The following is a 26,775-nucleotide window of genomic DNA, read 5'->3' on the forward strand; positions in this document are numbered from 1 at the left end:
TTGGATTCGTTAGCAACGCTATTGATGAGCTGGTCCACGTAACGACCACCCAGACTTGTGCTGAAGTAGACTTGTGACTGTCCACCGAGCGATTGGAGGTACTGCTCTCCGAGCTTACCCGTCGACCCAATCGCACTGTAGTTCGCACTGTTTGTGGCTTCGTGACATTACAAAAAATCAGAGCGAGGTACCTCGGTCATGTGCTCGAAAGCACTACACAAAGAGCATTCCATGCCCTAGCACCTGCTTCTGTGCCCCCTTCAAGCTGTCAGGAGGGGTCATCTTGGAATCCAGATACAGCGCTCGATCCAAGAATGGCAGTTGCTCAACATGGCGATTCCGGGCTGATTGGGAAGAGACTATTGCCCAATCTGGCTCCCACGCGAGAGCAAACGCACTCATCATTTTGTGCAGTTTGTCTTGGGATTCGACGTCAAATTGCTGCGGCAGTTGCAACACGACGGCGTTGGAAAGCCTTTCTACTGTTGAGTACATGCCACATCCGATCATAAGGGACGATGCAGTCCTGTCATCGCCCCCATTCCACATCGATACTCGAAACCCCAGTTCGTCGATAACGCCGCCACCGATGTCCTTTTTATTTCTACCTTTCGAAAGCAATGAGACGAGCGTATCAATGCTTTGCTCATCAATCGTTTGTTTGCGCAAAGCCTCCGCTTTACTCCGCCCCTGCAGCCTCCATCCTTTGAAGAGTACAGATATCTGTCCGAGCGCCGTGAGGAATGCGACCGTGCGTGCGGCACAGTTCTCGACCGTTTCACGCCGAGGGCCCCAATATGCAGCGGCGAAGTATGTTTCCATCATTGCATCCATCACTTAGGAGGCTGATTAATAATCGAAATGCCAGTTATGCCATTGGCATTGAACAAGTTTTGTATCGCTGTAGCAGCCGATGGCTCCGCAACGCTCCACTGAATCGGTTGCCCTTGTGCTGCACCAAGCTGACGTATCGCCTGTGATATGAGGCTCGACTGACCGTTAAACCAAGGTTGGAACTGGCCGTTGCTTCCAACGAAATTCGCATATCCTGGCCCCTTAGCGTCCAGCAACGTACCGTTATTGCTTACCCCATCAAATTTTACACCGTTGACAACGTACGCTTGGCCCGTAACGCCAGTAATCTGCGTTTGATAGGCTTGGGCTTGAGCTGACATAGACTCATTAACGGAAATCCAGCTACCGGTGGTACTGTTTGTGGCCCCAGCGATGGCACCCGCTGCGCCCTGACCGGTAGTTATCGCTTCCGCATCCGTGCCACCGCCACCACCCTGCTGCGCCTGCTCCTCATCGATCGGCGCACCCTGCGGCGTCGGCTTGAGCGTGTACTTCTCTGCCTCCTGTTGCTGCCCCGGTTTTTCCCAGTGGTCAGCAGCATTATTCAGCGCCTCGTTCTGCGCCGCCGTCATCGCGCCCGTAACATTTACGCCAACGAGGCCCGCAAGGCCTCCACCGGCCAGCGTCGCAAACGCAGCCAGTGCGGCAAGCTGCCCCGAATCGAGCGGTGCATGTGTCGGATCGATTGCATCCAGCGCCAGTGGCGAGAGTGCGGCACTAGTAGCTCCGCCAATCGCCCCCCCGGCACACCCGGTCCCCTCCGCAGCACTCGCCGCACACCCCAGTGCCGCGTGTGCTGCAACATACTCCCCTTCATTCAGACCGCCGTTCTTCGCATTTCCGATAGAGAAGGCCGCCGCCGCTGCCAGATTGGCTACCCCGTCGTCACGCAGATCCGTGAGGAAGCTGCTGCCTTCGATTGCGCTTTGCACTCCAGCCTGAATGCCGGTAATCGCTCCAAGTGCCAGCGCAGTCTGCAAAGCGCTGCCAGACGCTGCTGATGCACCCGGCAAAATGACGTTACCGACCGACTGCACACCGGCCAACGCAGCCAGACTGTTTGAAGAAGCGGTTGTCGTGAAGCCAAGCGCACCGTTCGCGTACGTAATGCCGTTCGTCAAACCCGCCGTGACGAATGCCGTCGCGCCGGCTTCAAGCAGACTACCCACGCTGAAGCTACCGTTACCAAATGCGACCTGATCCAGCGAATTGCTGACCAGACCACCTACCGCGGCCGAAATCGAGGCGTTCCCGAGACCCGCAGCCACTCCCGGTGCCGCGGCGGATAGCGTCGAACCCGCGCCTGCGGCGGCACCGATGCCCGCCGAGGCAGCCCCCGCCGACATGACCGCTATCGCAACGATGACCGCCATCTGGAAGATCGTGTCGAACGTTGACGGCGCACCGATAAGCTCGGTGTGCAGGTTGTCGCTCGCCGTGGTCTGGGTGAACTGGTTGCCAAGCTGGCTCTTGAGATTCGCCAGCAGCTGGGAGGTCGCCGCCGCGTTTTCGCTGCCATCCGCGTTGACCTGCGTGAGCGCCCCGCCAATCTGCGTCAGCGTATCGACGTTGAGCTGGTAGTTGGCGGCCGACATGTAGCCGCCCTGCTGCACCACGGTGCCGGTCGTCTTCGCAAGCAGACCGTCTGTTACGAGCTCATAGATGGTGCCGACGTTGGTCGAGCGTTGCTCGTTGGTCAGCGAGCCGGTGTCGACGCTCAGATTCTCTGCAGTAACAGTGCCGGTATTGAGGATGCTGTTCGCGTAATCGAGCGCGACGTTCGTGCCCGTGATCGTGCCGTCGGCGTTGACCTGTGCGAAGTTCTGCGGCAACAGCACCTCGGGCATCAATGCCTGGACGGTCGGGCACACGCCATTGCCCGTGGCCGTGCAGCCCGGCTCCGGCACCGTCTCCTCGACATACCAGAGCATCGGCTCGTTGACGAGCGCGAGCTGCGTCTGGCTCAGTTGCGTGCCGAGCGCGACGTTGTTCTGTTCCGCGTACTGGAGCGCAGCACCGTAGAGCGCAGCCGTGTCAAGATTGCTGACGCTCGTCTGGCTCGTCGCGTCCGTCGTCGACGGCAGCGCATAGAAGCTGGCGTTGCCGGTCGCCTGAAGCGCTGCCTGCTCGACCTGCTGTGCCTGCGTATAGGGATCGTAGTAGAACTGTGTCGTATCCGGCTGGAGGCTCGCCGGCAACTGGCTCAGTAGCGCCGCGGGAGAGAGGTCACTGGTCACGGCCGCTGCCGGGCTGTTCACCAGATACGAAACACTGAGCGTCTGCCCGCTCACCGTCGTTACGCTGGTCGCCGCCGGCGCGGTCGTGCTGCTCACCGCGGGCGCGCTCGGACTGCCCACGGTTGTCGCGCCGATCAGCGACTGCTGCGGCACGTCGGCTGTGCCGGTTACCGATACGCGCTCCCCGCTCAGGTTCGTCACCTGACCCGCGGCATTGATGGTGGTGGTCGCAGACGATGGAACGGAAGGCGGCCCAAGGGTGATCACCTGACCGGAAACGGCAGGCGGAGGAGTGTAGACATTCGGGTTGGTGAGGCCATTCACCAGCGTCGAACCGGAAAGGCTGACGGTCTGCCCGATCACATTGCCCGTGTTCGTCAACGTGGGAGAGCGAACCGCGAGCGTGTTGCCCGCCTGGATCGTTCCGGGCACGAAATCCGGAAGACCGACCGACGACGGCAGGCCTGCCGGATCCTGCGCCTGGCCCGCATTCCATGCACTGCCGTACAGGCTCGCGCACAGCGCCGGATTATTCGCGCAGCCCCACGCCGTGGACCCGTTCGCACCCGAACTGGCATGCCAGTACGCGTTCAGATACTGGTTGTCACTCGTGGCAGCCGCCGTCGCGGAGATGGTGACGTTGTTCAGCCCCGTGATCAGGCTGCCGGTATTCGCGAACGAGCCTGCGCTCAGGTTGACATCATGATTTGCGACGATCGTCGCTGCGCTGGCCGATTGAACGTCGACCCAGGCTTCGCAGTTGAAAGTGCAACCAGTGAAGGGCGTCGCACTGCCGTAATTCTGGTGAATCTGCACGGGCGCGGCGATCGTGTTCGTCAGCGTGGCGGCGTTGATGTCGGCATCGTTGCCAGCCGCAATCGACGCTGACGTGTTCGTGACGCTCGCGGCCCGCGTGATGTTCGTCGGGCTGGTCGAACTGTCGCTCGCCGTGGTGCCCGTCCCGCCAATCACGACATTGCGACCTGCTACGAGATTGCCGTAGGTATTGTTGACGGTGTTCGCCGCGATGACGATGTCGTTGCCTGCCGTCACATTACTGTTGATCTGCTGGTAACTGTAGGTCTGCGAATTATTGTTGCTTGTTGCCGCCGCGTTGCATCCTGTGTAGCCCGCTGCGCAACCGACCGTGGTCGTCACGGTGCCAGTGCTGGTTCCCTGGTTTGTAAAACTGTTCGCGGACACATTGACGTCGTTCGCGGCGGTAATCGTACCGGCGTTCACCAGATCGCCGCCCGACAGGTTCACGTTGTGTCCCGCGACGATCTGACCGGTTGCCCCCTGAACCGTAATCGATGATGACGTCGAGACCGGCGTCACGGTGCCCGGCGCGTCGAGGGTGATGCCCTTCGTCGTGATACAGAAGCCGCGATCACTCGCGCACGTGGCTGACGTGCCATCGGCAGCATGGAAGCTGCCCCAGACAGAGATGGTGGACGGTGCGGCTGCGAGAAAGGCGTTGAGGGAGGCGAGGTCCACGGTGTCCGTCACCGTCGACGAATAGCTCGTGCCACTGTTGTCAAGCGACTGCACGCTCACGCTCGCGTCATGCCCGGCGCTTACCGTTCCGCTCTGGTTATTGAGTGTATTGGCCGTCAGGCTCAGATCATTGCCTGCAGCGATGACCGAGCTTGACGACGCCCGGCCGCCCGTCGTGGTGATCGTCTCTGTGGCTGTCGGAAGATCGATGGTCTTCGTTGCGATCGCATGCGCCGCATTCTCCGCCGTCTCGACAAACCAGAGGTTCTCGATATTGCCATTCGCGTCGGGCGTTGGAATCTCAACAAAAGTTATCGTGTTGCCACTGATCGCTGCAGGCTGCACATTGGCTTTGGCCCAGCTCACGTGAACGGCCGCCGTCAGCGCATCAATCGAGGTCGGGTCCGCCACGCCGGTGGGAGAAAGGGCGTCAGCGAGTGTGACGGTGGGATTGTTGTAAGACCAGGTCGTGCAGCAGTAAAAGCCCTCATCTCCCGAACCGTAATAAAACGAATAGGCGACCGTATCGCTGCCGACCGTCAGTCCCAGCGCAAGTCCCGGATTCGCGACAGTCGTCGTCGTGGTGGTGGTGCCACCCGTTCCGGTTGCGCCGGAATTGATGACGTCGTTCGCCGCAATCGTGAGGTTGTTCGTCGCCGACAGCTTGCCGCCGGCATTGACGAGATTCCCCGTCAGGCTGATCGCCATGTTGCCGGCACCCGATGCGCTGCTGCTGTTGCCTGCGGCCGTGGTGCCGTTCGAGTTGTTGTAGGCGGTCCCGCTGATGGATATCTGGTTGACGGCCTCAACGGTACCGGCGTTTGTGCCCGAACCGGCAAGCGTGAACGCGTCGCCCGCCTGCACCGTTGCGCCTGCAGCATTTGCGAGCGCGCCGTTGACCGTTACCTCATGGCCGTTCAGCGTTCCAGCATTCGACACCGTCCCGTTTAAGGTCAGTGACCCCGTGCCCTGATTGATCGTCCCGGTATTGCTGATACCTCCGGATGCGCTTACCGTGACGGCCGTATCCGGCAGCGTCCACGTGCCCGAATTGCTGACGGACTTTGCACTGAGACTGAGCGCGTTGCCGCCGATGACCGTTCCGAATGCACTGGAAGACGGATCGACGCTCTGGTCCGGGAGCGCCAGCGTCACGCTGTTCTGGCCGAGAATCTGCCCGTTCGCGTTGTTGTACGAGCCATTGCCACCGGTCACCGTCACGCTCGTATCGCCTGTCGCAGCAGCCGGATTCGAGGTGTCACCCGCGTAGATCAGGCTGCTGTTCGCAAGCGAACCGGTGGTCAGCGTAAGCGCATTGGTGCCGAGCAGCCCGCCGGTGTTGGTCGTCGCGCCCGACACGGTGAGATTCGCGTTCGGACCATAGATCGTCCCGGAATTGACCAGGTTTGCAGCCGTGAGCGCCATCGTTTCAAGCGAAGACAGCGCCCCCTGGTTCGTCACCAGGCTTCCCGAGACGGCGAGGTTGCCCTGGGCCATCTGCGTGCCGACGTTTGTCACCGTGCCGCCGGCGAGCGTGGCGCTGCCCATGTACGCGGCCGTTCCGCCCGTCGTCAGGCTCGTGGTGCCCGTTGCAGTATACGTGCCCCCGATCACCGCGTTGGCCGTCGTCACGCTCGCCCCGGCGAGCGTGGCATTGCCGGTCACCTCCAGCGCAGGCGCGCTGGTGCTGTATGCGGCGTTAAGCTGGCCGGCGGACGTATCGACGTGATTCGTGGCAGTCGCCGTGAGATTGCCGCCCACCGCGAAACCCTGCGTCGTGATGTTGGCGCCCGTCAGCGTGGCATCCTTCGAGACCGTCGCCTGGGCATTGAGCGTCAGATTCTGACCTGCATTGAGCGTCGCGGTGCCCGCTGTCGATACCGCACCGGCTGCCGCGAAGTTACCACCCCGGGCACTGATCGCCAGGTTGCCAAGCGACTGCACCGTGCCCTGCGCGTTGACGTCGGTGCCCGCGGTCACATTCATGGCGCCGCCCGAGAGCGCATTGCCGAGCGTGGCGCTGCCACTGGTCGCCGTCAGCGTTTGCGCACCGACCGTCGTCGTCGCGCCCACAGCGAGGTTCTGGCCTGCCGTGGCGGAAAGATTGTTGCCCGTCTCGATCGCACCGCTGACGGTCAGGTTGTTGCCTGCCGAGAGTGTGGTATTGCTCGCGACACTGATCGCGCCCGTGCCGTTGAGGTTGCGCCCGGCCGTAACGGTGGCATTGCCCGTGCCGTCCACTTCGAGACCACCGTCCAGGTTCGCATCGCGTGTGGCGGTGACGGTTGCGCTGTCACCGCTGTGTACGCTGCCTGTGACGGTCGCGTCCTGCCCGGCCGAGATCGCGATCGTACCCGGCCCCGTCAACGATCCCGCAATGGATACCGTGCCTGCGCTGGAGCCGACCTGTGCGTTACCGCCGCTGTAGACCGTGCCGCCCAGGCTCACTCCCTGCTGGCCGTTTGCCGCAAGCGTGCCCAGCGACGTCACCTGGCTGGCCGTTGTCAGCGTGCCCCCGGCCGTGAGCGCCATGTTGCCAACCGACCCGACCACGCCGTTCAGCGTGACATTGCCGCCGGCATTGACCGACAGGGCGGCGCCGCTTGCGAGGTTGCCGCCCAGCGTGGCGTCCCCGCCGCTTGCGAGCGTCACCGCGCCTGGTGCCGTCACGGCACCGCTCATCGACAGCGTGGTGCCAGCGCTCGCCGTCACGTCCGTTCCAGCCTGAACGTTGCCCGTCAGCCCGATGGCCTGGCCCGCGGTGAGCGATACGGCATCCTGCGACGAGGCAAGATCGCCACTGCCCGAAATAGAGCCCGACTGTGCGGCGAGCGTCACCGCCCCCTGCGCCTGCGTGGTTCCCCCCAGCACGATGTTCTGTCCGGCGCTCACGCTCGCGACGGCGTTCGACTGGAGATTACCCGCAACGCTTGCCGTCCCGGCCGTCGCGGTGAGACTTGCCTCCCCCACCGACGACACGGCCCCCTTTACCGTCGCATTGTTGCCACCCGAGAGCGCCACGGTGCTGCCGCCCTGCACCTGCCCGTTGATGCTGAGGTCATGGCCCGCGCTCGCCGAGATCGTGCCAGGAGCCGTCAGGGCGGAGTTGACCGTGAGGTCGCCGGTCGTGGCCTGCAGCGCGAGGGTATCGCCCGACACCGAGCCCACCGTCATCGAGTTGACAGCATTGAGCGTGGCGCTGCCATTTGCCGCGACGGAGGTTGCGCCCAGATTTGCGCCTGCGGCAAGCGAAACATTCTGGCCCGCAGAGACCGGTGCGCTCGCATTGATGTCGCCGTTGGCGCTGACCGTATAGTTCTGGTTCGCCAGCGAGGTACCGGTGATGTTCGTCGCGCCCGCGCTCGTGAGACTGACGCTCTGGCTCGCAAACGTCTGCCCGACCGTGATGTCGCCGTTGGCGTTCACGACGGCGTTGCCCGCCGTGGCGGCAAGCGGCCCCTGCATGTTCACGCCCATGCCGGCTGCAGTGGAGACGATGAAGATGGTTCCGCTCGTCACCGATCCGTACTGGCTCGCGTCGATCGCGACGCTGCCGTTGCCGGTTGCCGCAGCAGTATTCGTGCTGCCGCTGGAAGCCGTCGTGTAGGTGGTACCGGTGGAGGCAGAAGCGGAGGGCGTGACCAGCTGGTTGCCCGCGATCACGTTCACCCGGTCATTGGCCTGGATGGGCGCATTGAGCGAAATGGTCTGGCCGATCAGATCGATATTGCCAACTGTCCCGGCAATGCCAGCACCGGGGGTGCCGTCGTTGCCGGGCGGCCCGTTGATCGAGATGTTGCCGCCGTTCACGCTCCAGGCGAGTGCCCCCGCGTTGTCCCAGGTCGTCGGCGTGCCCCCTGCCGTCGTGATGAACTGCGGCACGCCGGTCGTGAGCGTGAGGTTAGAGATATTCGTGAGCGTCGTGCCGCCCGGAATCGAGATGCCGTTGGGATTGGCAATGATCAGGGATGCAGAATTTCCGAAAACCTCGAGCGGTCCGGCGATCACCGAGGCATATTGACTACCGGTCGATGTGACCTGGGCCAGAATTGTCGAGGCGGTGCGCCCTGCCAGATTCGGGTTCGCGCTGACCTGACCGCCGTTCAGCGAGGTACCCGATACCAGGCTGTTATTGAAAATGACGCCCTGCGCGCCAACCGAGAAGCTCTGGAACTGCGAGACAGAAAGACCGTTCGCATTTGGCGCGGGAATATTGATCACTGCCGCGCCGCCGCTGCTCTGGGTGATGGTGGGCTGGAACGGGACCGGTGCGCGAGGATCGACGATGGGGGCCGCCCGGGCGACTTCGTCGCAGAGCAGCACGGCTGGCGCGAGATACATGACGACCGCCATGATTGCCGCCGTCACTCGCCGCCACAGCGCATGGCGCGCCGGCGTGAGCCGTGCGCATTCAAACTGCAGTCTGCCTGCTGCCACCGCGCGCTGAATGGCGCGCGCGGCAAGCACCGCTTCCCCGTTTCGCATGATGTCTTTCTAATCTGGTCTGGTCAGCGGTTGAACATCCCGCTTTTCTGTATACGAATGCTGCAGGGCGAGACGGTACACGAAACCGCGAGCGCGATGATTTAAATACTTTCATAAGTTACTTTTTGTTACATTTTTTGTCTGGATTATTCAATACGCATGATGTTGGTTGTCGTTTTTCGGATGACGCTCACCAACCGTGACCGCGAATCTGCGGTCACGGTGAACGCGGAGCTCGCCGGGCTGCGCGTTGGGTATGCGGGTGTTGCCGTCCGGCCGGCTGTCGAGCGATACCTGCCATGGGCGACGGGAATCTGCGCTTGGCCTGCTCGGGCGTATCCGGCGCAGGCTCGCTGCACGTGTCCGCGCCGTCGACCGCGAGGATATGGCCCCCTCTTCGACCACACCGTACAGGTGCGCGCGCAGCACGCGAAGACCACTTCCCAGCGATCGACGTTTTGCGTACCGCGAGTCCCCGCGAGCCGCAGATCGCCGATGACATCGCACAGTAGATCGCGCCGCAGGCAGTGAGGGTGCCGCGGGCCTATGGAATCACCACGCTCGCCGATCTCACCGTGCGCATCCCGCGCCGCCGGCAGTGGTGGAAGTTCGTGCCGGGCCTGGGCGCAGCCAGCGCCCTCGTGATCGAGGCGTTCGTCGCCGCGTGGCCCGCGCTCACAGAAAAGGCGCGTGCGCTGATCGTGGCCGGCCGGCAAAGTCCCATCGTGCCGAGGGAATCGATCAGCCGGCCAAACGAGGTCGATGGCTCCGAAGACACCGTCCGTGCCCCCGCTGCCACCTGCACGCTCGATGCGACCAACGACTATCAGGCCGTCCAGACCTGGCTTGCCTTGCACGAGTCTCCCGCGACGCAACGCGCCTATCGCAAGGAAGCCGAGCGGCTGATCCTGTGGGCCATCGTCGAGCGCAGACGAACGCTTTCGGCGCTCACGACGGAGGATGCCATCGCCTACCGGGCTTTCCTGCGCCATCCCTCGCCGCACTCCCGCTGGGTCGGACCGGTGCGCCCGCGCATGTCACCCGACTGGCGGCCGTTCAACGGTAGTCTGTCCGCTCGATCGGTTGGGCACGCACTCTCGATCATCGGCGCGCTGTTTCGCTGGCTCATCGAGCAGCGTTATGTTTTGGCCAATCCGTTTGCGGGCGTCAAGGTGCGGGACGCGACCGGATCGAACGTGCTTGATACCTCGCACGCCTTCAGCGAAGGCGAATGGGCGCTCGTGCGGACGATCGCGGACGGTCTGGAATGGTCGTACGGCTGGTCAGCGGCCGCTGCGCAGCGGCTGCGGTTCCTGCTGGACTTCGGGTACGCGACCGGCCTGCGTGCCAGTAAGCTCGTCGGCGCAGCGCTCGGCCACGTCGAGACCGATCCACGCGGCGATTACTGGCTGCGCGTCACCGGCAAGGGGAAAAAGCGGGCGCTCGTCGCGCTGCCGCCGCTTGCCTGGGACGCGCTCGCGCGCTATCTGGCCGAACGCGGGCTACCGGTCACGCAGTTGCACTGGCGCCCGGAAACGCCGGTCATCGGCAGCCTCGAAGCGGATAGCGCGGGAGCAGCGGGCACGAGCATCAGCAGCGTGCGCCTGTGGATGGTGATGCGCCGCTTCTTCCTGCTGGCCGCCAAGGCGATTGAGGCGGATCACGCGTCGCTCGCTGAAAAGCTGCGCCAGGCGAGTCCGCACTGGATGCGGCATACGCATGCAACGCATGCTCTAGGACGTGGTGCGGAGTTGACCACTGTTCGAGATAATCTGAGGCACGCCTCAGTGTCGACGACATCTATCTATCTGCACAGCGATGAGGTCAAGCGGTCGCGGCAGATTGGGGAGGCGTTTTCAGGCCGAAAATGACAACGCACGCCCCGGATCGGCTCACCCGTCTCTTCTTGACGTGCGCGTAGGTGGAGCTTTGCCCGCCTTAGCGCTGCGAGACCACCACTTTGCCGACGGATGTCGCCGTCAGGCGCTCGCAAAGTGAATGTGCGATTGACCGTTAGATGCGTTTATAGAGTGCCTGCTCTGAAGCGACGGGACAGACCGAGTTCGGTCGAGGCTGTGTCAAAACGTGCGAATTCGACATCGAGCGAGGAAGTCGCCCCACCAGAACGCTCTGTATCGGCTTCGCGGCACACCGGAAGGGAAAAGCGACACCCGACAACCCCGTAGTTTCGAGTTTTGACACAGCCTCGCCAAGATGCGACTTTCAATCGCCAGCGATAGATGGCCGAAGCTCGACGAGTTTCAGCCATCCAAGTCAGAGTGGATCCTGCAGCCTGCCGTCACAGCTCAACTCTTCGTCAGGATGATCTTCCCCACGTTCAAGGCCGATTACCCTCGATTACCGCTCCCGAAGAGTCTGCATTCAAGCGGACGTCCGAGCCTTTTGTCGTTTCGGTTCTTCGGATCTAGTGACGAGGTGCCTGCCAAAATTCGCGCATACGAAATCCACAAATACCCGCACCTTTGGCGTCATTTTCCGGCCGCTCGGCCACACCACGTGGATACTGTTGGAGTCCGCCACGTACGGGTGCAGTATGGCTTTCAGCCGTCCATCGGCCAGCGCGTTCTTGACAGAGAAATCGGGCACACATGCGATCCCGCGTCCTGACAGAGCCATATAAAGCAACATGTCCAAGCTGTTGCACACCGCCGTCAAAGGCAGCGACGCGCCTGGCACTGTGAATGTCGATTGGCGCAGCGGCCATTGGTACAGTTTTCCAGTAGGTGTCCAGCGGTAGTGTAGACACGCATGATTCAAAAGATCGTCCGGGTTCTTAGGGATTCCCTTTCGTTTCAAATATTCTGGCGCGGCGACCAGACAGGCGCGCCAGGAGCCCAGCGGACGAGATACCAGCCGTGAGTCCCGAAGCACACTCCCGCGAATGACGACATCAAATCCTTCATCGATAACATCGACCAGCCGGTCAGTGAAATCAAGATCGAGTTCAATCTCGGGATGTTGCTCCATGAAGGCGGAAAGTACTGGAAATGGTAGTCCCGCCGAAAGCGACAACCCTACCCTCAGCCGCCCTCGCGGATGTTCGGCCATTGCGCTGAGTTCGTCTTCGGCGGCCTGAACCTCCCCAAAAATCCGTCTGCACCTTTCCAGGAAGACCTCGCCTTCTGACGTAAGCCGGACGCTTCGTGTGCTGCGCTGGAAAAGCCGCACGCCGACTCGCTCTTCAAGCCTCGAAACGCTTTTGCTGATAGCCGACGCTGAGATGCCGAGTTCCCGCGCAGCGGCAGCAAAGCTCCGCGTTCGCGCAGTGTGCACAAAGACCTCCAGACCGCCAAGCGCACTCAAATTTTCCACATTGGCCCCCCGCGTAATTCGTGACATTTCTGTCATGACACATGTGAACACTACCCCGATTAATGATGAGGGGTCAACGGCCTTACTATGGATTTGAGAGGCGGCCGTCACTGGCACCATGCCGGCCGCGCTTCATCCAGTCCTTGGCGCACCTGTGTGCAGTGATCGAACAATGGGAGCGCCAGCGTTATGGCAACTCAACGCGCCGTGCCGGCGCACCGATTCTTCCGGGAGAATATTGTTATGCTCACCACTGAACATCTCGACGCTTACCTCCAGGCCATGGGTAATCGCGACGTCGAAGGGACCAAGGTCCACATGGCAGAGAATGTCGTCCTCAGAAGCCCAATTGTGCCTGCCCCGTTCGTGGGGAAGGAGCGCGTCTCAGGTGTGCTGACGCAGCTCCTCGCTACCGTGGACGCCTTCGAACCGAAGCTTCTCTTGCGCGACGGTGGCAACTTTGTTGCCGTGTTCACGATCAGATTCGGTGACCACGTGATTGACGGAATGGATCACATGCATCTGAATGAGGCAGGCCTTGTCGACAGCATGACCGTCGCATGGCGCCCGCTTCCGTCGGTGGTCGCGGTCCAGCAGAAGCTTGCCCCGAAACTGGGAGGAAAGGCGATGATGCTGGTTCCAGCGGATCAATCTGCCTGAATCATCGGTCCCGACCGCAACGGCATCGCGGCGTTTGCCACGCAAGGTGAAGATGCGTGGATCGGTCGTGACGACTGAAGGTTGGATCCGTGCAAGGGTTAGCTCGTAGCCGTTAATAGGGACGGCTCTGACCTTCAATGCCGTCCTAAAGAGTGCCGGCAGTAGGAGTCGCACTCATGCGATCGCCCTACTTCGATGCGCCGCGGTTTCTGCAAAGCGCACCAGACGGGAGGTGGACACATCCGGCCGTTCGCCATAGACCTATAGTTCATTGACAATTCGGGATGGCTTGGAGAGCATCGTTCAGTCGACCAGCGTTCGCCGTCTCAAGTCAGCAAACAGCGAAGCGCGACCGGGCTCCCATCCGAGTATTGCGCGGGTTCGGGCACTGGAGACAGGATTGTCGATACCTATGAACGGTGCCAGAAAACCAAAGTGTTTCGTTGCCAGTATTGGCGACTTGCCGACGACGGGTACGTTCAAACGCTCGCCAATCAACTGAGCGATGTCACGAAATGGAATCCCTTCCTCCGCTACAGCGTGATACGTTCCGCCGGCTTCGCCCTTTTCGAGGGCGAGGCGAAACAAATGAGCAGCGTCATCACGATGGACCGACGGCCAATGATTTTTTCCTTCGCCCTGATAGGCTGATTCCTTCTTCTTACGCGCAATTTCCACCAGCGTCGTAGCGAGACCTGCCCGCTCCGGACTGTGGACGGTAGGCGGCAAACGAATTGCCGATGTTCTCACGCCGCGCGAAGCAAACGCCTTCAGAGTGTCTTCCGTTCTTGCGCGCGCAGCGGCGTAAAACTGAGGATCATAGGACTGATCTTCCGTAGCCAGTTGACCTTGATGCAACGCGAGAGACGCGAAGGGCACAACCAATGGCCGACTCGAGCCCATCAGCGTGTTGCCGAACACCTCGATCGCGCGGCGGTCCGCTTTGACGGCGGCTTTCATAAATCGCTGAGCAATCTGGCCTGGCGTCCCGCCGAGTAAAACACCAAGGCGCGTAGAAAATGGTATGTGAGCAATGCGGTGATAGAAGGCCGTATGAATGACGCCATCCGACCCGGATGCCGCCTGCCGGAGGAGATCGATATTTTCGATGGTTCCCACCGTCACCTGCGCCCCCGCACGGCGGAGTTTCTCGCCGGACTCGTCCGATCGCGTAAGGCCCACGACCTCGTGCCCGGACGCCAGAAGCTCCTTCACGACCGCAAAACCGATAGCACCACTCGCTCCCGTCACAAAAATCCGCATCGCACCTTCCTCCTGATTGATGGAATTGATGCTACGGGATCGAGTCAGTACAATCTACGCTATGAAATCCGTTTTAATATCTAGATCGTCCAAATCTGGTTCCGACCCGTTGTCTGATGTTCTGTCACTGCTTAACACGCAGGGTCTGATGTCAGGAGGGCTGGATGCTGGTGGAAACTGGGCATTCTCTTTCAATGCAGATGGATTATTTCGTTGCTTCTCGCTGGTGTCCGGGACGTGCTGGCTCGTCATGGAGAGCAATGGAGAGCCCATCGCGCTCCGAGAGGGCGATTTCATCGCGCTGCCACACGGTCGCGCTTTCACCCTGACAAACGACCTCTCGACCACGCCCGTGAGTATCGAATCGGTGATTGCAGCGCCGCTGAATGGCCAAATCATTTCATGGCAAGGTGGCGGGAGTTGTCAGGTCTTCAGTGCGCTATTCACTTTCAAGAAAGAGTTCGCCGACTTCCTGCTCGGGGTGCTTCCGTCAATCGTACATATTCGTGATGACCACGATCGGATCGCATTGCAAGGCTATCTGGAGCGAATGATGTCGCTGCTTCGAAATCCGCAGCCCGGCAGCATTCTGGTAAGTGAGCACCTCGCCGAGATATTGCTCATTGAGATTCTGCGCCTACACCTCGCTCATGAGGCTGGAAATGGAACGGGCTGGCTTTTTGCACTAGCTGACAAACAGATCAGGACGGCAATCACCGCCATGCACGAACGTCCCGGTTTTCGATGGAGCATTCAATCTCTCGCGGAGAATGTGGGTATGTCACGCTCTGCGTTTGCCCTCCGTTTTAAGGAGAAAGTGGGGGTCTCGGTGATGGAATACCTTACCCGCTGGCGCATGCTTCTCGCGGCAAATCGTCTTGAGGAATCAGCCGACTCCGTCGCTACAATTGCGCTCTCGCTGGGATACGAATCGGAAAGTGCGTTCGTATTCGCATTTAAAAGAGAGATGGGATGCACCCCTCGCCAATACGGCCACCGGGCGTGATCTCCGCAACAGGTCAACCCATCGTTCACTATCCGTGATCCAGCATCAAGTTCTGAACAGCAACACCCGATGCGCCTTTGCCGAGATTGTCGACAACTGCAGCTAGCAGGACCTGCCCATGTTCAGTGTTTTCGAAGACGCACAGGTTCATATCGTTCGTACCGCTCAGCATCTGCGGATCCAGATGCTTCAATGCGCCAGATGCAAGCTGGCGTGACTCCAGCGGCACCGTTGGCAAAATGCCCTGCGCGGAACGCGCCGTATGCAGAGACAAAAACAGGACGCTGCGCGAGCCCGGCGTGTTGCTCGATCTCGGGCGTCTGTTTGTGCGTAAGCGGTCTTTCTATGACACCCATCGTTAGCGCAGCGTCCACTGCTTCCGAGCACCTTTGAAACGTACCTTGCCGATCCGTACGGCGAACTTTGCCTAAGCAGGTGTCTGGTAAGCTGCCGAGAGATACGTCTTCGTGGGCATCCATAATGCGTCGGGCATCAATCGCAATCCGAACGTTTTCGCGCTGTGCCTACTCGGTGCAACGTTCAATCATCTCACAGCGATCATTCAGCATGGATTGCTCTGGGACTATGGCTATGAAGCCGCAATCTCGCCGCTCAGTAAGGCCTACTGGGATGCTTTGGCGTTGCTCGATCCGTTGGCCGCAGTGCTTTTATTTCTCAAACCACGCGCCGGCGTGCGCCTCACGGTAGTCATCATCGCAAGCGACGTGCTGCACAATACCTACTACGTGGCAATGCACGATCAGTGGTTGGCTCCATTCTATCTGGCACAGGTTGGATTTCTTGCTGTTGTGTTGTGCCTCGCGCCGTTCGCAGTTCGAGGGCTATCGGCGCGGAGTCCAGCGGCAGCGTTTACGTTGCAGTAGTTTCTGCGGTTGCAATTGCGAGAGGCATTTGCGGCGTGCTCCATGGCAGCAGTGCGGCGTAGTCGTCAACGGTTGCAGCGAGCGGCAACTTTGCGAACAGCCAAACCAGATACCGATACGGCTCAATACCATTCGCCTTGCAGGTCTCGACGAGCGAGTACAGGTTGGCGCTGGCCTGTGCGCCGGAAATGGTGTCGGCAAACAGCCATCCCTTCCTTCCGATGACGAACGGCCTGATGGCGTTCTCGCACAGGTTGTTCGATATGGGCCAGTTTCCGTTCTCGACGTAGCGGGCCAGCTTGCACCACTGACCACGCATGTACTGGAGAGCCTTGCCAAGCAAACTCGACGGCACGATCGTCGGCAGTTGCCTGACCATCGTGTGCTCGATGACGGCGAGCACGCGACTACTGTAGCGAGCACGCAGCCGCTGCCGACGTTGCGCTGTCCACTTCGCTGCGCGCGCCTCGACAGCGAACAGCTTTCCAATCAGCCCGACGAACCGTGTAGCCAGCAGGTCCGGCGTGCGCGCGGCCTTCGGCACGGTCTCTTCCGCCTTGATGAATCCGCGACGCACGTGCGCCCAGCAACCGAGATGCACGAGCCGGTGATCACGAGCGATGCCGTTGTATAGCTCATAGCCGTCGGTCATCAACACGGTACCAGGCTTCACGCCCGCATAGAGCCGCTGCGCATGCTGGGCGCCACGCCCCGGCGAGTACGAGAACATCCTAACGGGCGGTCCCGAGCCGTTGACTTGCGCCCACAGATAGCTCTTCGATTGAGGTCGCCGTCCCGGCTCCTTCAACACCTGGAAGGTCGTCTCGTCGCCGTAGATGAGTTCCGAGTCGAGCAGCACATCGCGCATCAGGTTGATCACGGGCTGCGCGGCAAGACCAACGCGAACAACGCTGGCCGCCAGAGTGTTCGACGAGATGTCGCCGCCGAAGCGGCGCAGCAGGGTTGCCTGGCGATACAGCGGCATGCCGTACTGGTACTTGCCGGTGATGATCCATGCGAGCGCCGATTCCGTGAGCAGCCCGCGAGGGATAATTCTTGCCGGTGCTGGCGTGACCTTGATGCCGAGGTCACAGCAGGGACACGCGTACTTCACCCGTTGATGCTGGACGACGCGTACCTGTTCGGGAATCACGTCGAGCTGCTCGCTGGTCTCCACACCGATCTCAACCAGCGCATGGCCGTCGTGCGCGCAGAAGCGCTCCGACTCGGGCAATTCGTGCCGCACGATCTCGCGCGGCAGATGCGGATCGAGCGGTTTGCGTCCGCGCTTGCCGCGCGTGTGCCCGGCAACCTGCGTGGCGGGTTCATCCTCACGTGCGGGCGCGGCGTCAGTACCGAGTGCTTCGGCCTCGTTAAACAGGCCGAGTTGATCAGTCGCGCGAGCCTCGCTCGACGCGCCGAACAACTCGTGTTTATAGGCACGTAGGCGCTCCTCTGCCAGGTCGCGCTCAGCCTTCGCCAGCCGAAGCTCGCCACGCAGTGCGTCGCGCTCGGCGAGTAGCGCCTGATACTCTTCGGCACTGAGTGTGACGATGTCGTTCGGCATGGCCAGTTAGACCGTCCAGATGCGCCGGGCGTTCAGCCGATCCGTTCGTAAAACCGGCGTGGGTGCTTCTGGATAAGAGCCAGATCGATGCCGTCGAGCAACCAGTGCAATTGCTCGACCGTCAGAGAGATAGTCTCGGTGCCCGATGGCCAGGTGAAGCGATCCGCCTCGAGTCGCTTGAGCAGCAACCAGAATCCGTTGCCGCCCCAGCCGAGTATCTTGATGCGATCGCGGCGCCGGTTGCCGAATACGAACAGTGCCGAGGCCATCGGATTAAGGCGCATCGACTGCTCGACCAGGATCGACAGTCCGTTGATACCGATACGGAAGTCGACCGGCTCGCGATACAGATACACCTTCAACCCTTCGTCGAACCGGAACACGGCAGCCTCCCGAGCATCTGGACGACCCTCTCCAGTTCTTCCACGGCTGCCGGCCCAACCTCGAGACGAACGCCGTTTGGCAATACAACGTTCAACAGGTACGTCGCGGTTGGTTTGACTGGGGCCGACGACAGTAAAGGAGTCTCGAGCTGGACGAACACCGGCTCATCCGACGGTGCGACGGTAGCGATCTCGGTCGGGGCCAGACTGCCGGGCTCACTCGCGAGCCCGGCAACTCCGGCGCGGCCCTGCTCGCGCTGGTACTGCGAAATCCAGGTCCGCACGAGATTCGGGTTGATACCGTGGTCCATTGCAGTGCGCGCGATCGATACGCCCGGCTTGAGACATTGCTGTATCAGCTCGCGCTTCGCGCTCTCGTCGTATTTGCGCCGTCCGTCGCGCTTGGAACCAACGACCAGACGGCCCTGCAACCGTTCTTCCTGTTCGCTCATGTACACCTGTCCACGTTGGTTGAACATGGACACGTAGCCTCTGTGAATCAGCCGTGCATGGGAAGGGCGTGGTTTATAGACCGCTTACATTCATTCGGGATGCCAGTGCCTGACCCGGAGGTTGAGTTGCACACCCGGCCAAGAGCCACGCAAACAAGCCAACTGCCATTACATTGCGCATCATGCGTTGTTTTCAAAATTTACAATTGCTCCGCTAGACAAGGCTCTCCTTGTCCGAGGAGCGTGTCCCGCCCCCTCCCCGTGGGTGACGGCGGTTGAACGGTTGACGGATTGTCGACGATTTAGACGCGCACGTCGACTGACCGCTCATGGCCGGGTGCCGCCTAATGCGCAATGCATGACGCGGACGCGCGTCGAGTTGAGGCGAGAGTCCGCGTGCGACCCGCTTCGGACGATCGACTTTCTACAAAGCAGACGTTCAATTTCCGAAATCGTATCGGAGCCTATGCCCTAAATCGAAACCAGGCCGCGCTTCGTGGCGTAGATAGAAGTACTACGGCCACGACTTCGGCGATGCAAATTATTGCGCAGACTCAACGACTCGTTCTCCGGGTGCATCGAGTGCGTCCAGAAGATCACTGTGAACATTAAGACTGCTATCGCGGACAACACGTTTTTTGCCCAACGTCGCCGGAAAAGGAGCTTTACAATCAGAAACCCTTTCATCAGTGCCCACATTGCCAGAACCGCAACGGTAAAGAGGTGGCCTCGCTCATTCGGACAGTCTTGTGAAAGTTTTAAGTGGAACTTCCGAGGCCGGGTCAGGATTCCGTGCAAATCAACAGGGACGAGTTCAATATCCCTATTCTCGCCCTTTCGGCACGCATTGATTGAATGCGTCATGCATAAACTGGATGTGTCTGCAACGTTACCGTTAAAAATCATCATCGCGTCGCAGCCATGCAGTTTCGATTTTGATATTATCTCGGCGCTATCAGGAAGGATTATGTTCGCTGTTTAGCCTTATTTACCGACGAACAGATTCTCCGGTCAATTTTTCCTTTTTCAACGATTGAGACACGCGGTTCCGGCCATTTGTGTTCGCGGCGACCGGGAGCGCGATTTACGCTTGTACGGGGTGACGCATGGCTTTCCAGACATTGGACAAGGCGCTGAACACCGGCTACGCGCAAGTTCACGTCTCACCAAGCTCGACAAGCCAGTAGGCGACGACTGGCTGACGTTGCGGCGACTCAATCGCGTTGCCGAACCTATAAGCGCGCAAGCCGTTGCAAGCGCAAGTGCATCGAAGAAGATAGATAAAGCATGGACATGACCGACCTGGCTGACGCGATCCGCGGCGGCCTGATCCAGCAGGACCGCCTGATCAAGACGGAGATTCACGCGTTACCGGACAATGCGCTTGTGCCCCGCCGGGCGGTGACGCATTGCGGGCTGGGCCGGGACTTCCGCGTCACGCTCGACATGGTCTCCACGGCCAGCGACATCGAACTCAAGAAGCTCATCGCGCAGCCGATGACGCTGTGGATTCAGCAGGCGGACAAGTCTTACCTTCCGGTCAATGGATACATCCATACGGCGCGCAGACTTGGCGGAGACGGCAGCCTGTCCAGTTACCAGTTGATTTATGCGTCCTGGATGCACTTCCTGCGATTCCGCAGCGACATGCGGTACTGGCAGGATCAAACCCCGGACGCCATCATCACCGACATCTTCAACCAGCACCCGCAGGCCCGGGGGCAATTCCAGTTTGCCCTGTCCAAGCCCTTGCCCAAACGCTCGTATTGCCGTCAGAGCGAAACTGACTGGAATTTTGTCCATCGGCTGATGGAGGAGGAAGGCCTGTACGGCGCCTGGCGTCATAGCGAAGACGGCAAATCACATACGCTGGTCGTGACCGACGACATCTATTCGCTCGATGAAGTATCGCCGAATCCAGTGAAGTTTTACCGGGCAGGCACCGGCAGCGAAACGGATGCATTTACGCACTGGTCGGGTGCCCGGACGCTTCAGAGTACGTCGTATGCGACGCGCACGTTCGACTACAAGGCCCCTTCCTCTGCCGTCAATCCCAAAGGCACATCACTACCGACAATGGCGGGCCAGGGTGACTTGCCCGAGCAGACCGAAGTCTATGAATATACCGGCGCGTATACGTACCTCACCCAGGATCGCGGCGAGCATCTGTCGAAGATTCATCTGGAAGAGTGGGAGTCGCGCGCAAAGCGGTTCTTCGCAGTTGGCGGCGTTCGTGGCATCGATGCGGGACGACGCTTCGAACTGAGCGGCCATCCGGAGCACGACCGCGATCAGGCCAGCCAGCGCGAATTCGCGGCGATCGGGGTGCGCAGGTACATCGAGAACAACCTGCCGCTGTCGGCTCAGGAAGCGAGCTTCCCGCATAGCCTGCAAAATGAACTGGCGCAGGCCAAGGCCGGGCACGCGGGAGACACCGTGGCCGCCGCCGACGGTTCAACCGGGTTTTATCTGGTTGAGGTCGAGGCACAGCGCGTGACGGTCCCGTACCGCAGCCCGTTCGAACACAAAAAGCCGGAGATGCACCTGGAGACGGCCATCGTCGTCGGGCCGTCCGGCGAAGAGGTCTACACGGACGCACTGAACCGGGTGAAGGTAATGTTCATCTGGGACCGCCTGAATCCGGGGGATGCGGGCGCGTCGTGCTGGGTGCGGGTGGCTCAGTCGGACACGGGTGGCGGCTATGGGAGCGTCCACGTTCCGCGTGTTGGCGAGGAAGTGCTGATCGGGTACATCGGTGGAGACTGCGACAGACCTATCGTTCTCCATCGCGTCTACAACGGAAGCGTGCAACCGCAATGGCACAGCAACGGCATCCTGTCGGGTTACCGGTCGAAGGAGTACTCGGGCTCCGGCTATAACGAAATGGTGCTGGACGATGCAACGGGACAGAATCGCGCAAGGTTGTTCAGCAGTACGGCGAATAGCCAACTCCACCTGGGCTACCTGATCGACCAGAGCGGGAACACGCGCGGATCATATCTGGGCTCCGGATTTGCGCTGACGACGGATTCCTACGGTGCGGTGAGCGCCGCGCAAGGAATGTACATCACGACGCATCCTAAGCAGGTGAACAGCCAGCAGATGGACGTGCGCGAAGCGCAGCAGCAGCTCATCAGCGCCGAAAGTACGATTGAGGCGCTGTCGCAGGCAAGCCAGCAGCATCAGGCGGAAAGTCTCGGTCCCGGTCACGATGCGCTGAAGAGCTTCACCGACGCAACGCAGAGCAGCGTACAGGGCTCACAGTCGGGCGGCAACACTGCGGGCGGCGGCACCGGCAGCGCAAACGCGCTCAAGGAGCCTGTGATGCTGGTTGCCAGCCCGTCCGGCATCGCGCTCTCGACGCAGCAGTCGGTACACATCGCGAGCGACCGGCAGACCAATCTCTTGAGCGGACAGAGCACGTTTATCGCGAGCGGCAAGTCGCTTGTGGCGAGCGTGGCGGAGAAGATCAGCCTGTTCGTGCAGAACGCCGGGATGAAGCTGTTTGCAGCGAAGGGGAAAGTCGAAGTACAGGCGCACTCTGACAACATCGAACTTACTGCCCAGAAGACGGTAAAGGTCCTGTCGGCGACAGAGAATGTCGAGGTAGCTGCGAAGCAGGAAATCCTGCTGACGTCAGGTGGCGCGTATCTCCGGATCAAGGACGGCAACATCGAGATTCATGCGCCGGGCAAGATCGATATCAAGGGAGCACAGCATTCGTTTGCCGGGCCGACGCAGATGCCGTATGCGTACCCTGATTTTCCGCAATCACTCTCTAGCTCCCACTGGCCGTTCTCCGAATAAGATCGGCGTTATCACCGACATACACCAATATGCTGATTAGCTACCCCTTTCTCCCGCCTCGGCAGGTATCGGAAAACGATGAGGCTTGGGAGGCACGCATATTCAATCTTGAAATGCTCGACTCGGGTGTTTATCCCGCCAGTCTTCAATCCGTATGGCATGGCGGAATTCACTTGTGCGATCCGGGCAACCACGAGCCGGTGCGTGCGATAGCAGACGGTACGCTTGTGGCCTATCGCATGGCATCCGGAAAGGTTGCTCCGCCGGGGAGCGCTCCGGAAACAGGCGTTGACAACAGTTTTGTACTGCTGCGTCATGAGACTGAAACTGCAGAGGCTGAACAGGGTGAAGGCTGCAATAAGGTTGTTTTTTATTCCCTGTATATGCATTTGATGAACGATGCCGAACTGCGAAGCGAGGGACGGCAGGATGCCGCTCGTCCTTTGCCGCTACGAAGTGCTACCGGCGACGGCTCGGACGCACAAAGCATCAAGGTCGATGGAGAGACCAAGATTTACAGGAAGGACATTCTCGGGTTTCCCGGCCTAAGCGCTGGCGGTCGGCGCATGATTCACTTCGAGATTTTCACTACGAATGCGGACTTAAACGCGTTCTTTGTTGACAGCCTCAGTACCGTCGTGGATGCACAGGGAGCCGCGACTGGGAATATAGGTGTCTGGGGCGATAGTTATTTCGTGGTTCCTGCGGGCACCTCTGTTCTCGCTTCAGCGCCACACGCGGATGCGCATCACAAAATTGCCGGACACGTGTTTCCCACCGGTGAGGCGGGCACGACCAGTGCGCGTCTCTTCGTTCGCATTGGTTACCGCGGCGGCGACAAATACACGACCGTGTGGCGTGACAATGGCGGCACGCTTGCGCCCACGCTGTTGACAGACATTCGGGGTGCGGTCGACAAGAACTTTGAATACGCGCTGTATCCGCTTGCCAAAAAGCTTTACCGAAGCTGCCCTAGTGCGGGTTACGAGGTGCTGCGCTTTGGTCGTGCGATTGGCCCGGACAAGCAGCTACTTGCAGCAGCCGACAGGCAACTGCATACCCTGATTACGTGGGATGCAGGCAAAACCGGATACATCAATCTAGCAGCCGACGGCATTAAGAAACTATCCGATGCGGATTTTCCCTCGTGGCTCGGCTGGCAAAAAATCGCAGAATCTGATGGCGCTTTCTTCGCCGATGGCATCTGCGATGTACCGAGCCTGCGGACACTCATGGGGTTGGCTGTCAAACCTGGTGACACCGGCGATGCAGCAACACAGGATTTTTCAACGTTTATTTCTGCACCGGAAAATGCGTCGATACGTGAGCGTCTACGCCATCTGGTCTGTCGTTTCCGCACAGAATGGGACGGTTCGGACAATGAGCAGCGTTACGCACGCCTCAAGCAAAAGGACGGACTCGGGCCGGGTGTTGACGGCCCTTTTTACGGTAAAGACGCCGATTACGACAAACAACTCGCGTTTTTTCGCAAACTGCAATTTTGGGGGCAACCGGCCGACTGGACGAACACCGGGCTAACCGATCCGCAGGTGTGGCATTTCCATCCGTTTGGCTTTATCCAGCACATGCGCCGCTGCGGCTGGCGCTCGCTCAACGAAATGGCACAATTGCTTCCGCGCTCTTCGTATGCGGGCATGCCAGCACGTCACGATCACGTGAATATTGCGTGGGATGCCTCGGTTTCGCGCTGGACGCCCTACGTGCGCGCGTTCAATCAGGCGTTTCGCAAGTACGGTATCGTGACACCGAACCGGCAGACGCATTATCTTGCACAAACCTTCATTGAGACAGCGCGCCTCGACACCATGCGGGAGCTTGGCCGCGGGCACAAGAATAGCCACGGACATTGGCCAACCCCTGCAATGCAGTACTATCAGGTGTTTTTTGGTCGTGGTTCCATGCAGCTCACGTGGGCTGGTAATTACGACGATTACCGCGATTTCCGCACGGCGGGCGCACTGCCTGACAATGCATCTGGCGTCTATTCGGACTCGCGCATTACACGGACGTCGCTGCACTATTGGGCCAATCCGGCCGATCATGGAACCGAGAAGCAGTGGTACCCTCGCTACGATCCAGACATCATCGCATCGGACCCATACAATGCCGCGGATAGCGGTGGATACTATTGGGTGTCAAAGCACCACGACGGCACCTACGATATCAACAGCGTTTGCGACCACGGGGTTACGGAGCAGACCATCGGCCGTGTCTCGGTGCTTGTTAACGGCGGAGGTTTCGGTTTCTTCGAGCGTCAGGGCTACGCGCACTATGTTGCGCGCTTCCTGAGCGACGATACGAGCGAGACGAAGACTGCGACGTTTAATCCACATCACGGCAGCGTGACGTCTGAAGTCACAGTGGACTATACGCCTCAACGCCCCTAACCAGATATAACCTTTCCATGAAACATCGAATTGCTTGGTTCACCGCCACGGCGCTTGTAACTTTCACTTCGGCTTGCTGGGCTATCGGTCCAAACGTGAAGCACGACAAGCTGGAGATCACTGATCTGATCGAACAGTCGATTAGCGTCGTCTACACTAACCGAGGGGGCGATCAGGCGTTCGATGTTAAATCTGCGGGTATCGTGTCCTTCAAATCAGGGGAAACAAAGGCATGGTTGCTGCCGGTTCTCAACGGAAACGCGGACAATCATCCGTTGCGGTCGGGCCATTGTGATGTGCTGATCTATAAGGCTGACAGTGACTACGTAACGCCTATAAAAATGGCCCCGATATCCCTCGATGTCGGGCATGACGACGACTGCATCGGCTTCAAGCGGCCGTTGATCGTCGACGGGTATAACAGCGGAGCGTCGCAACTGGTGCTTTACCCGACAGTCTATGCGAGTCAGCCCAAAACTATGGTTTGGCGCGTACTTGCTTATGATGCACCGAACCGCTCGTTTTGCTACGTACCTGATGCATCCGTCAGTTTGACAAAGGCAGCAGGCGTGCCAACGATCAACGACTCGAATGCGAGAAGTGTCTTGGAGAGCCTCCATTTGCCAGCGAATGCATTCAAATGTGCGGTGCCAACAAAAATCGACTGATTGACCTGCCCCCGGTTTTAGTGCGAAGCACAGTTAGAGTCCGAGGTTAAAGATTCCTTCGCCGCATGCGCCTGCGCAAACTGCACCGGCGCAAGATAGCCGAGCGAACTGTGTGGCCGCTCGATGTTGTATTCCACACGCCATTCCTCAATCAAACGCCTGGCGTGGCGCATGGAAACGAACCAATGCTCGTTCAAACATTCATCACGGAATCGCCCGTTGAAGCTCTCAATGTAGGCGTTTTCCACGGGCTTGCCGGGCCGGATGAACGAGAGCGTGACACCGACTTCGTAAGCCCATGCATCCAGCACCTTACCAGCGAACTCCGGACCGTTGTCCACCGTGATGGAAGCTGGTAAGCCTCGCATCTCCCGTAATCGGTCAAGCACCTGCTTAACCCGCAGGCCCGGCAGCGAGGTATCGACCTCGATAGCCAGGCACTCACGCGTGTAATCGTCGACCACGTTCAGGCAACGAAAGCGCCGACCATAGGCCAGCCCGTCGCTGACGAAGTCCATAGACCAACTCTGGTTCGGCCCCGTGGGCACCGGCAGTGGTTTGCGCTCGACAGCAGCAATGCGCTTGCGTCTGCGCTTGCGCACACTCAGCCCCGCCTTGCTGTACAGCCGCCAGACGCGCTTATGGTTTGCCAGCCGGCCCTCGCGTCGTAACAGTACGTGAATCCGGCGATAGCCATAGCGACGCTTTTGCGCCGCGATGACCATCATCCGGCCAGTCAGCTCTTCGTCGGCGACTTTGCGGCGCGATTCATATTGAAACAGCGAACGAGAAATCCCTACCAGCCCGCAGGCCCGGGTGACACCCATGGCGCGTTCGGTCATCAATATCTGGACCGCCTCGCGTTTGGCCTGCGGGCTTGCTATTTTCGCGACAGCAGGTCCTTCAACGCAGAGTTGTCGAGCATCGATTCGGCCAACAGACGCTTGAGCTTGTTGTTCTCCTGCTCCAACTCCTTCAGGCGCTGTGCGTCGGAAACCGTCATGCCGCCGAATTTCGCTTTCCAGTTGTAGTAGGTCGCCTCGGAGATGCCGTGTTTGCGGCACAGTTCCGCTGGCTTCAGGCCTGCCTCGCCTTCCTTCAGCACACCAATAATCTGTTCTTCGGTGAACCGCTTCTTCATGACCGCTCCTTGTTGGAACGGACTCTACACTGTCAGCGTACTAATCTCGGGGAGCAGGTCATGATCGCAAATTCAAACGGGCAGCATGAAGCTGCGCGCAGGCTCGGGGTGCCAGTGGCGACGTTAGGG

General features: G+C 60.0%; 14 protein-coding genes and 2 pseudogenes. 7 read left to right on the top strand and 9 right to left on the bottom strand.

Annotation, left to right across the window (positions count from 1 at the left end; genetic code table 11):
* Positions 1–213: 213 nt before the first annotated feature.
* Entirely contained in the window at positions 214–834 is a 621-nt protein-coding gene (locus G5S35_RS37225) for an Imm52 family immunity protein (RefSeq protein WP_110329992.1), read from the bottom strand.
* Entirely contained in the window at positions 834–9,074 is an 8,241-nt protein-coding gene (locus G5S35_RS37230; RefSeq protein ID WP_183040815.1) for a beta strand repeat-containing protein, read from the bottom strand. Before G5S35_RS37230 ends, G5S35_RS37225 begins: the two co-directional genes overlap by 1 nt.
* 183 nt (positions 9,075–9,257) lie before the next feature.
* On the opposite strand from G5S35_RS37230, the pseudogene G5S35_RS37235 reads away from it, so the two are divergent.
* Positions 9,258–10,945, top strand: a pseudogene (locus G5S35_RS37235) (phage integrase family protein).
* Between the two features lie 511 nt (positions 10,946–11,456).
* On the opposite strand, the gene G5S35_RS37240 reads toward G5S35_RS37235, so the two are convergent.
* Positions 11,457–12,398, bottom strand: coding sequence for a LysR family transcriptional regulator (locus G5S35_RS37240; RefSeq protein WP_202035077.1), 942 nt, complete (start codon positions 12,396–12,398; stop codon positions 11,457–11,459).
* 198 nt (positions 12,399–12,596) lie between these two features.
* Between G5S35_RS37240 and G5S35_RS37245 the strand changes: the two genes are divergently transcribed.
* Positions 12,597–13,067 carry a nuclear transport factor 2 family protein gene (locus G5S35_RS37245; protein ID WP_202035073.1) on the top strand — a complete coding sequence of 157 codons (471 nt, stop codon included), beginning with the start codon at positions 12,597–12,599 and terminating at the stop codon, positions 13,065–13,067.
* A gap of 303 nt (positions 13,068–13,370) precedes the next feature.
* Here G5S35_RS37245 and G5S35_RS37250 read toward each other — a convergent pair whose 3' ends face one another.
* Positions 13,371–14,330 carry an SDR family oxidoreductase gene (locus G5S35_RS37250; RefSeq protein WP_110329994.1) on the bottom strand — a complete coding sequence of 320 codons (960 nt, stop codon included), beginning with the start codon at positions 14,328–14,330 and terminating at the stop codon, positions 13,371–13,373.
* Positions 14,331–14,391: 61 nt separating this feature from the next.
* On the opposite strand from G5S35_RS37250, the gene G5S35_RS37255 reads away from it, so the two are divergent.
* Positions 14,392–15,336, top strand: a complete 945-nt coding sequence (locus G5S35_RS37255; protein ID WP_110330000.1) for an AraC family transcriptional regulator — start codon at positions 14,392–14,394, stop codon at positions 15,334–15,336.
* 28 nt (positions 15,337–15,364) lie between these two features.
* Here G5S35_RS37255 and G5S35_RS37260 read toward each other — a convergent pair.
* Positions 15,365–15,671: pseudogene (locus G5S35_RS37260) on the bottom strand (N-acetyl-gamma-glutamyl-phosphate reductase); the annotation flags it as partial.
* A gap of 132 nt (positions 15,672–15,803) precedes the next feature.
* Between G5S35_RS37260 and G5S35_RS37265 the strand changes: the two are divergent.
* Complete coding sequence (locus G5S35_RS37265; RefSeq protein WP_202035047.1) at positions 15,804–16,220, top strand: hypothetical protein; 417 nt, start codon at positions 15,804–15,806, stop codon at positions 16,218–16,220.
* Here the strand turns inward: G5S35_RS37265 and tnpC are convergent.
* The 3 genes from tnpC to tnpA are packed head-to-tail and all read right to left on the bottom strand — an operon-like array spanning position 16,207 to position 18,622.
* Complete coding sequence (gene tnpC / locus G5S35_RS37270) at positions 16,207–17,787, bottom strand: IS66 family transposase (protein ID WP_110329995.1); 1,581 nt, start codon at positions 17,785–17,787, stop codon at positions 16,207–16,209. The two genes, G5S35_RS37265 and tnpC, sit on opposite strands and share 14 nt — an antisense overlap.
* A gap of 32 nt (positions 17,788–17,819) precedes the next feature.
* Positions 17,820–18,170: an IS66 family insertion sequence element accessory protein TnpB gene (tnpB, locus tag G5S35_RS37275; RefSeq protein ID WP_042298466.1), complete on the bottom strand. Its 351-nt coding sequence runs from the start codon at positions 18,168–18,170 to the stop codon at positions 17,820–17,822.
* Positions 18,146–18,622 carry an IS66-like element accessory protein TnpA gene (gene tnpA, locus G5S35_RS37280; protein ID WP_176081444.1) on the bottom strand — a complete coding sequence of 159 codons (477 nt, stop codon included), beginning with the start codon at positions 18,620–18,622 and terminating at the stop codon, positions 18,146–18,148. Before tnpA ends, tnpB begins: the two co-directional genes overlap by 25 nt.
* 1,287 nt (positions 18,623–19,909) lie before the next feature.
* Between tnpA and G5S35_RS37285 the strand changes: the two genes are divergently transcribed.
* Genes G5S35_RS37285 through G5S35_RS37295 form a run of 3 tightly spaced genes read left to right on the top strand, consistent with a single transcriptional unit; the run spans position 19,910 to position 25,505 of the window.
* Positions 19,910–22,429: a type VI secretion system Vgr family protein gene (locus G5S35_RS37285; protein ID WP_110330105.1), complete on the top strand. Its 2,520-nt coding sequence runs from the start codon at positions 19,910–19,912 to the stop codon at positions 22,427–22,429.
* Between the two features lie 29 nt (positions 22,430–22,458).
* On the top strand, positions 22,459–24,837 hold the full coding sequence (locus G5S35_RS37290) for a hypothetical protein (RefSeq protein WP_146230158.1): 2,379 nt from the start codon (positions 22,459–22,461) through the stop codon (positions 24,835–24,837).
* A 17-nt stretch (positions 24,838–24,854) separates the two neighbouring features.
* Positions 24,855–25,505 carry a hypothetical protein gene (locus G5S35_RS37295; RefSeq protein ID WP_146230157.1) on the top strand — a complete coding sequence of 217 codons (651 nt, stop codon included), beginning with the start codon at positions 24,855–24,857 and terminating at the stop codon, positions 25,503–25,505.
* 17 nt (positions 25,506–25,522) lie between these two features.
* On the opposite strand, the gene G5S35_RS37300 is transcribed toward G5S35_RS37295, so the two are convergent.
* A protein-coding gene (locus G5S35_RS37300; protein ID WP_202035068.1) for an IS3 family transposase occupies positions 25,523–26,646 on the bottom strand; the annotation gives its coding sequence in 2 pieces (ribosomal slippage) (positions 25,523–26,388 and positions 26,388–26,646; 1,125 coding nt in all).
* Positions 26,647–26,775 lie beyond the last annotated feature (129 nt).

The organism is Paraburkholderia tropica, assembly GCF_014171495.1.
GTDB classification, from domain to species: Bacteria; Pseudomonadota; Gammaproteobacteria; order Burkholderiales; family Burkholderiaceae; genus Paraburkholderia; species Paraburkholderia tropica.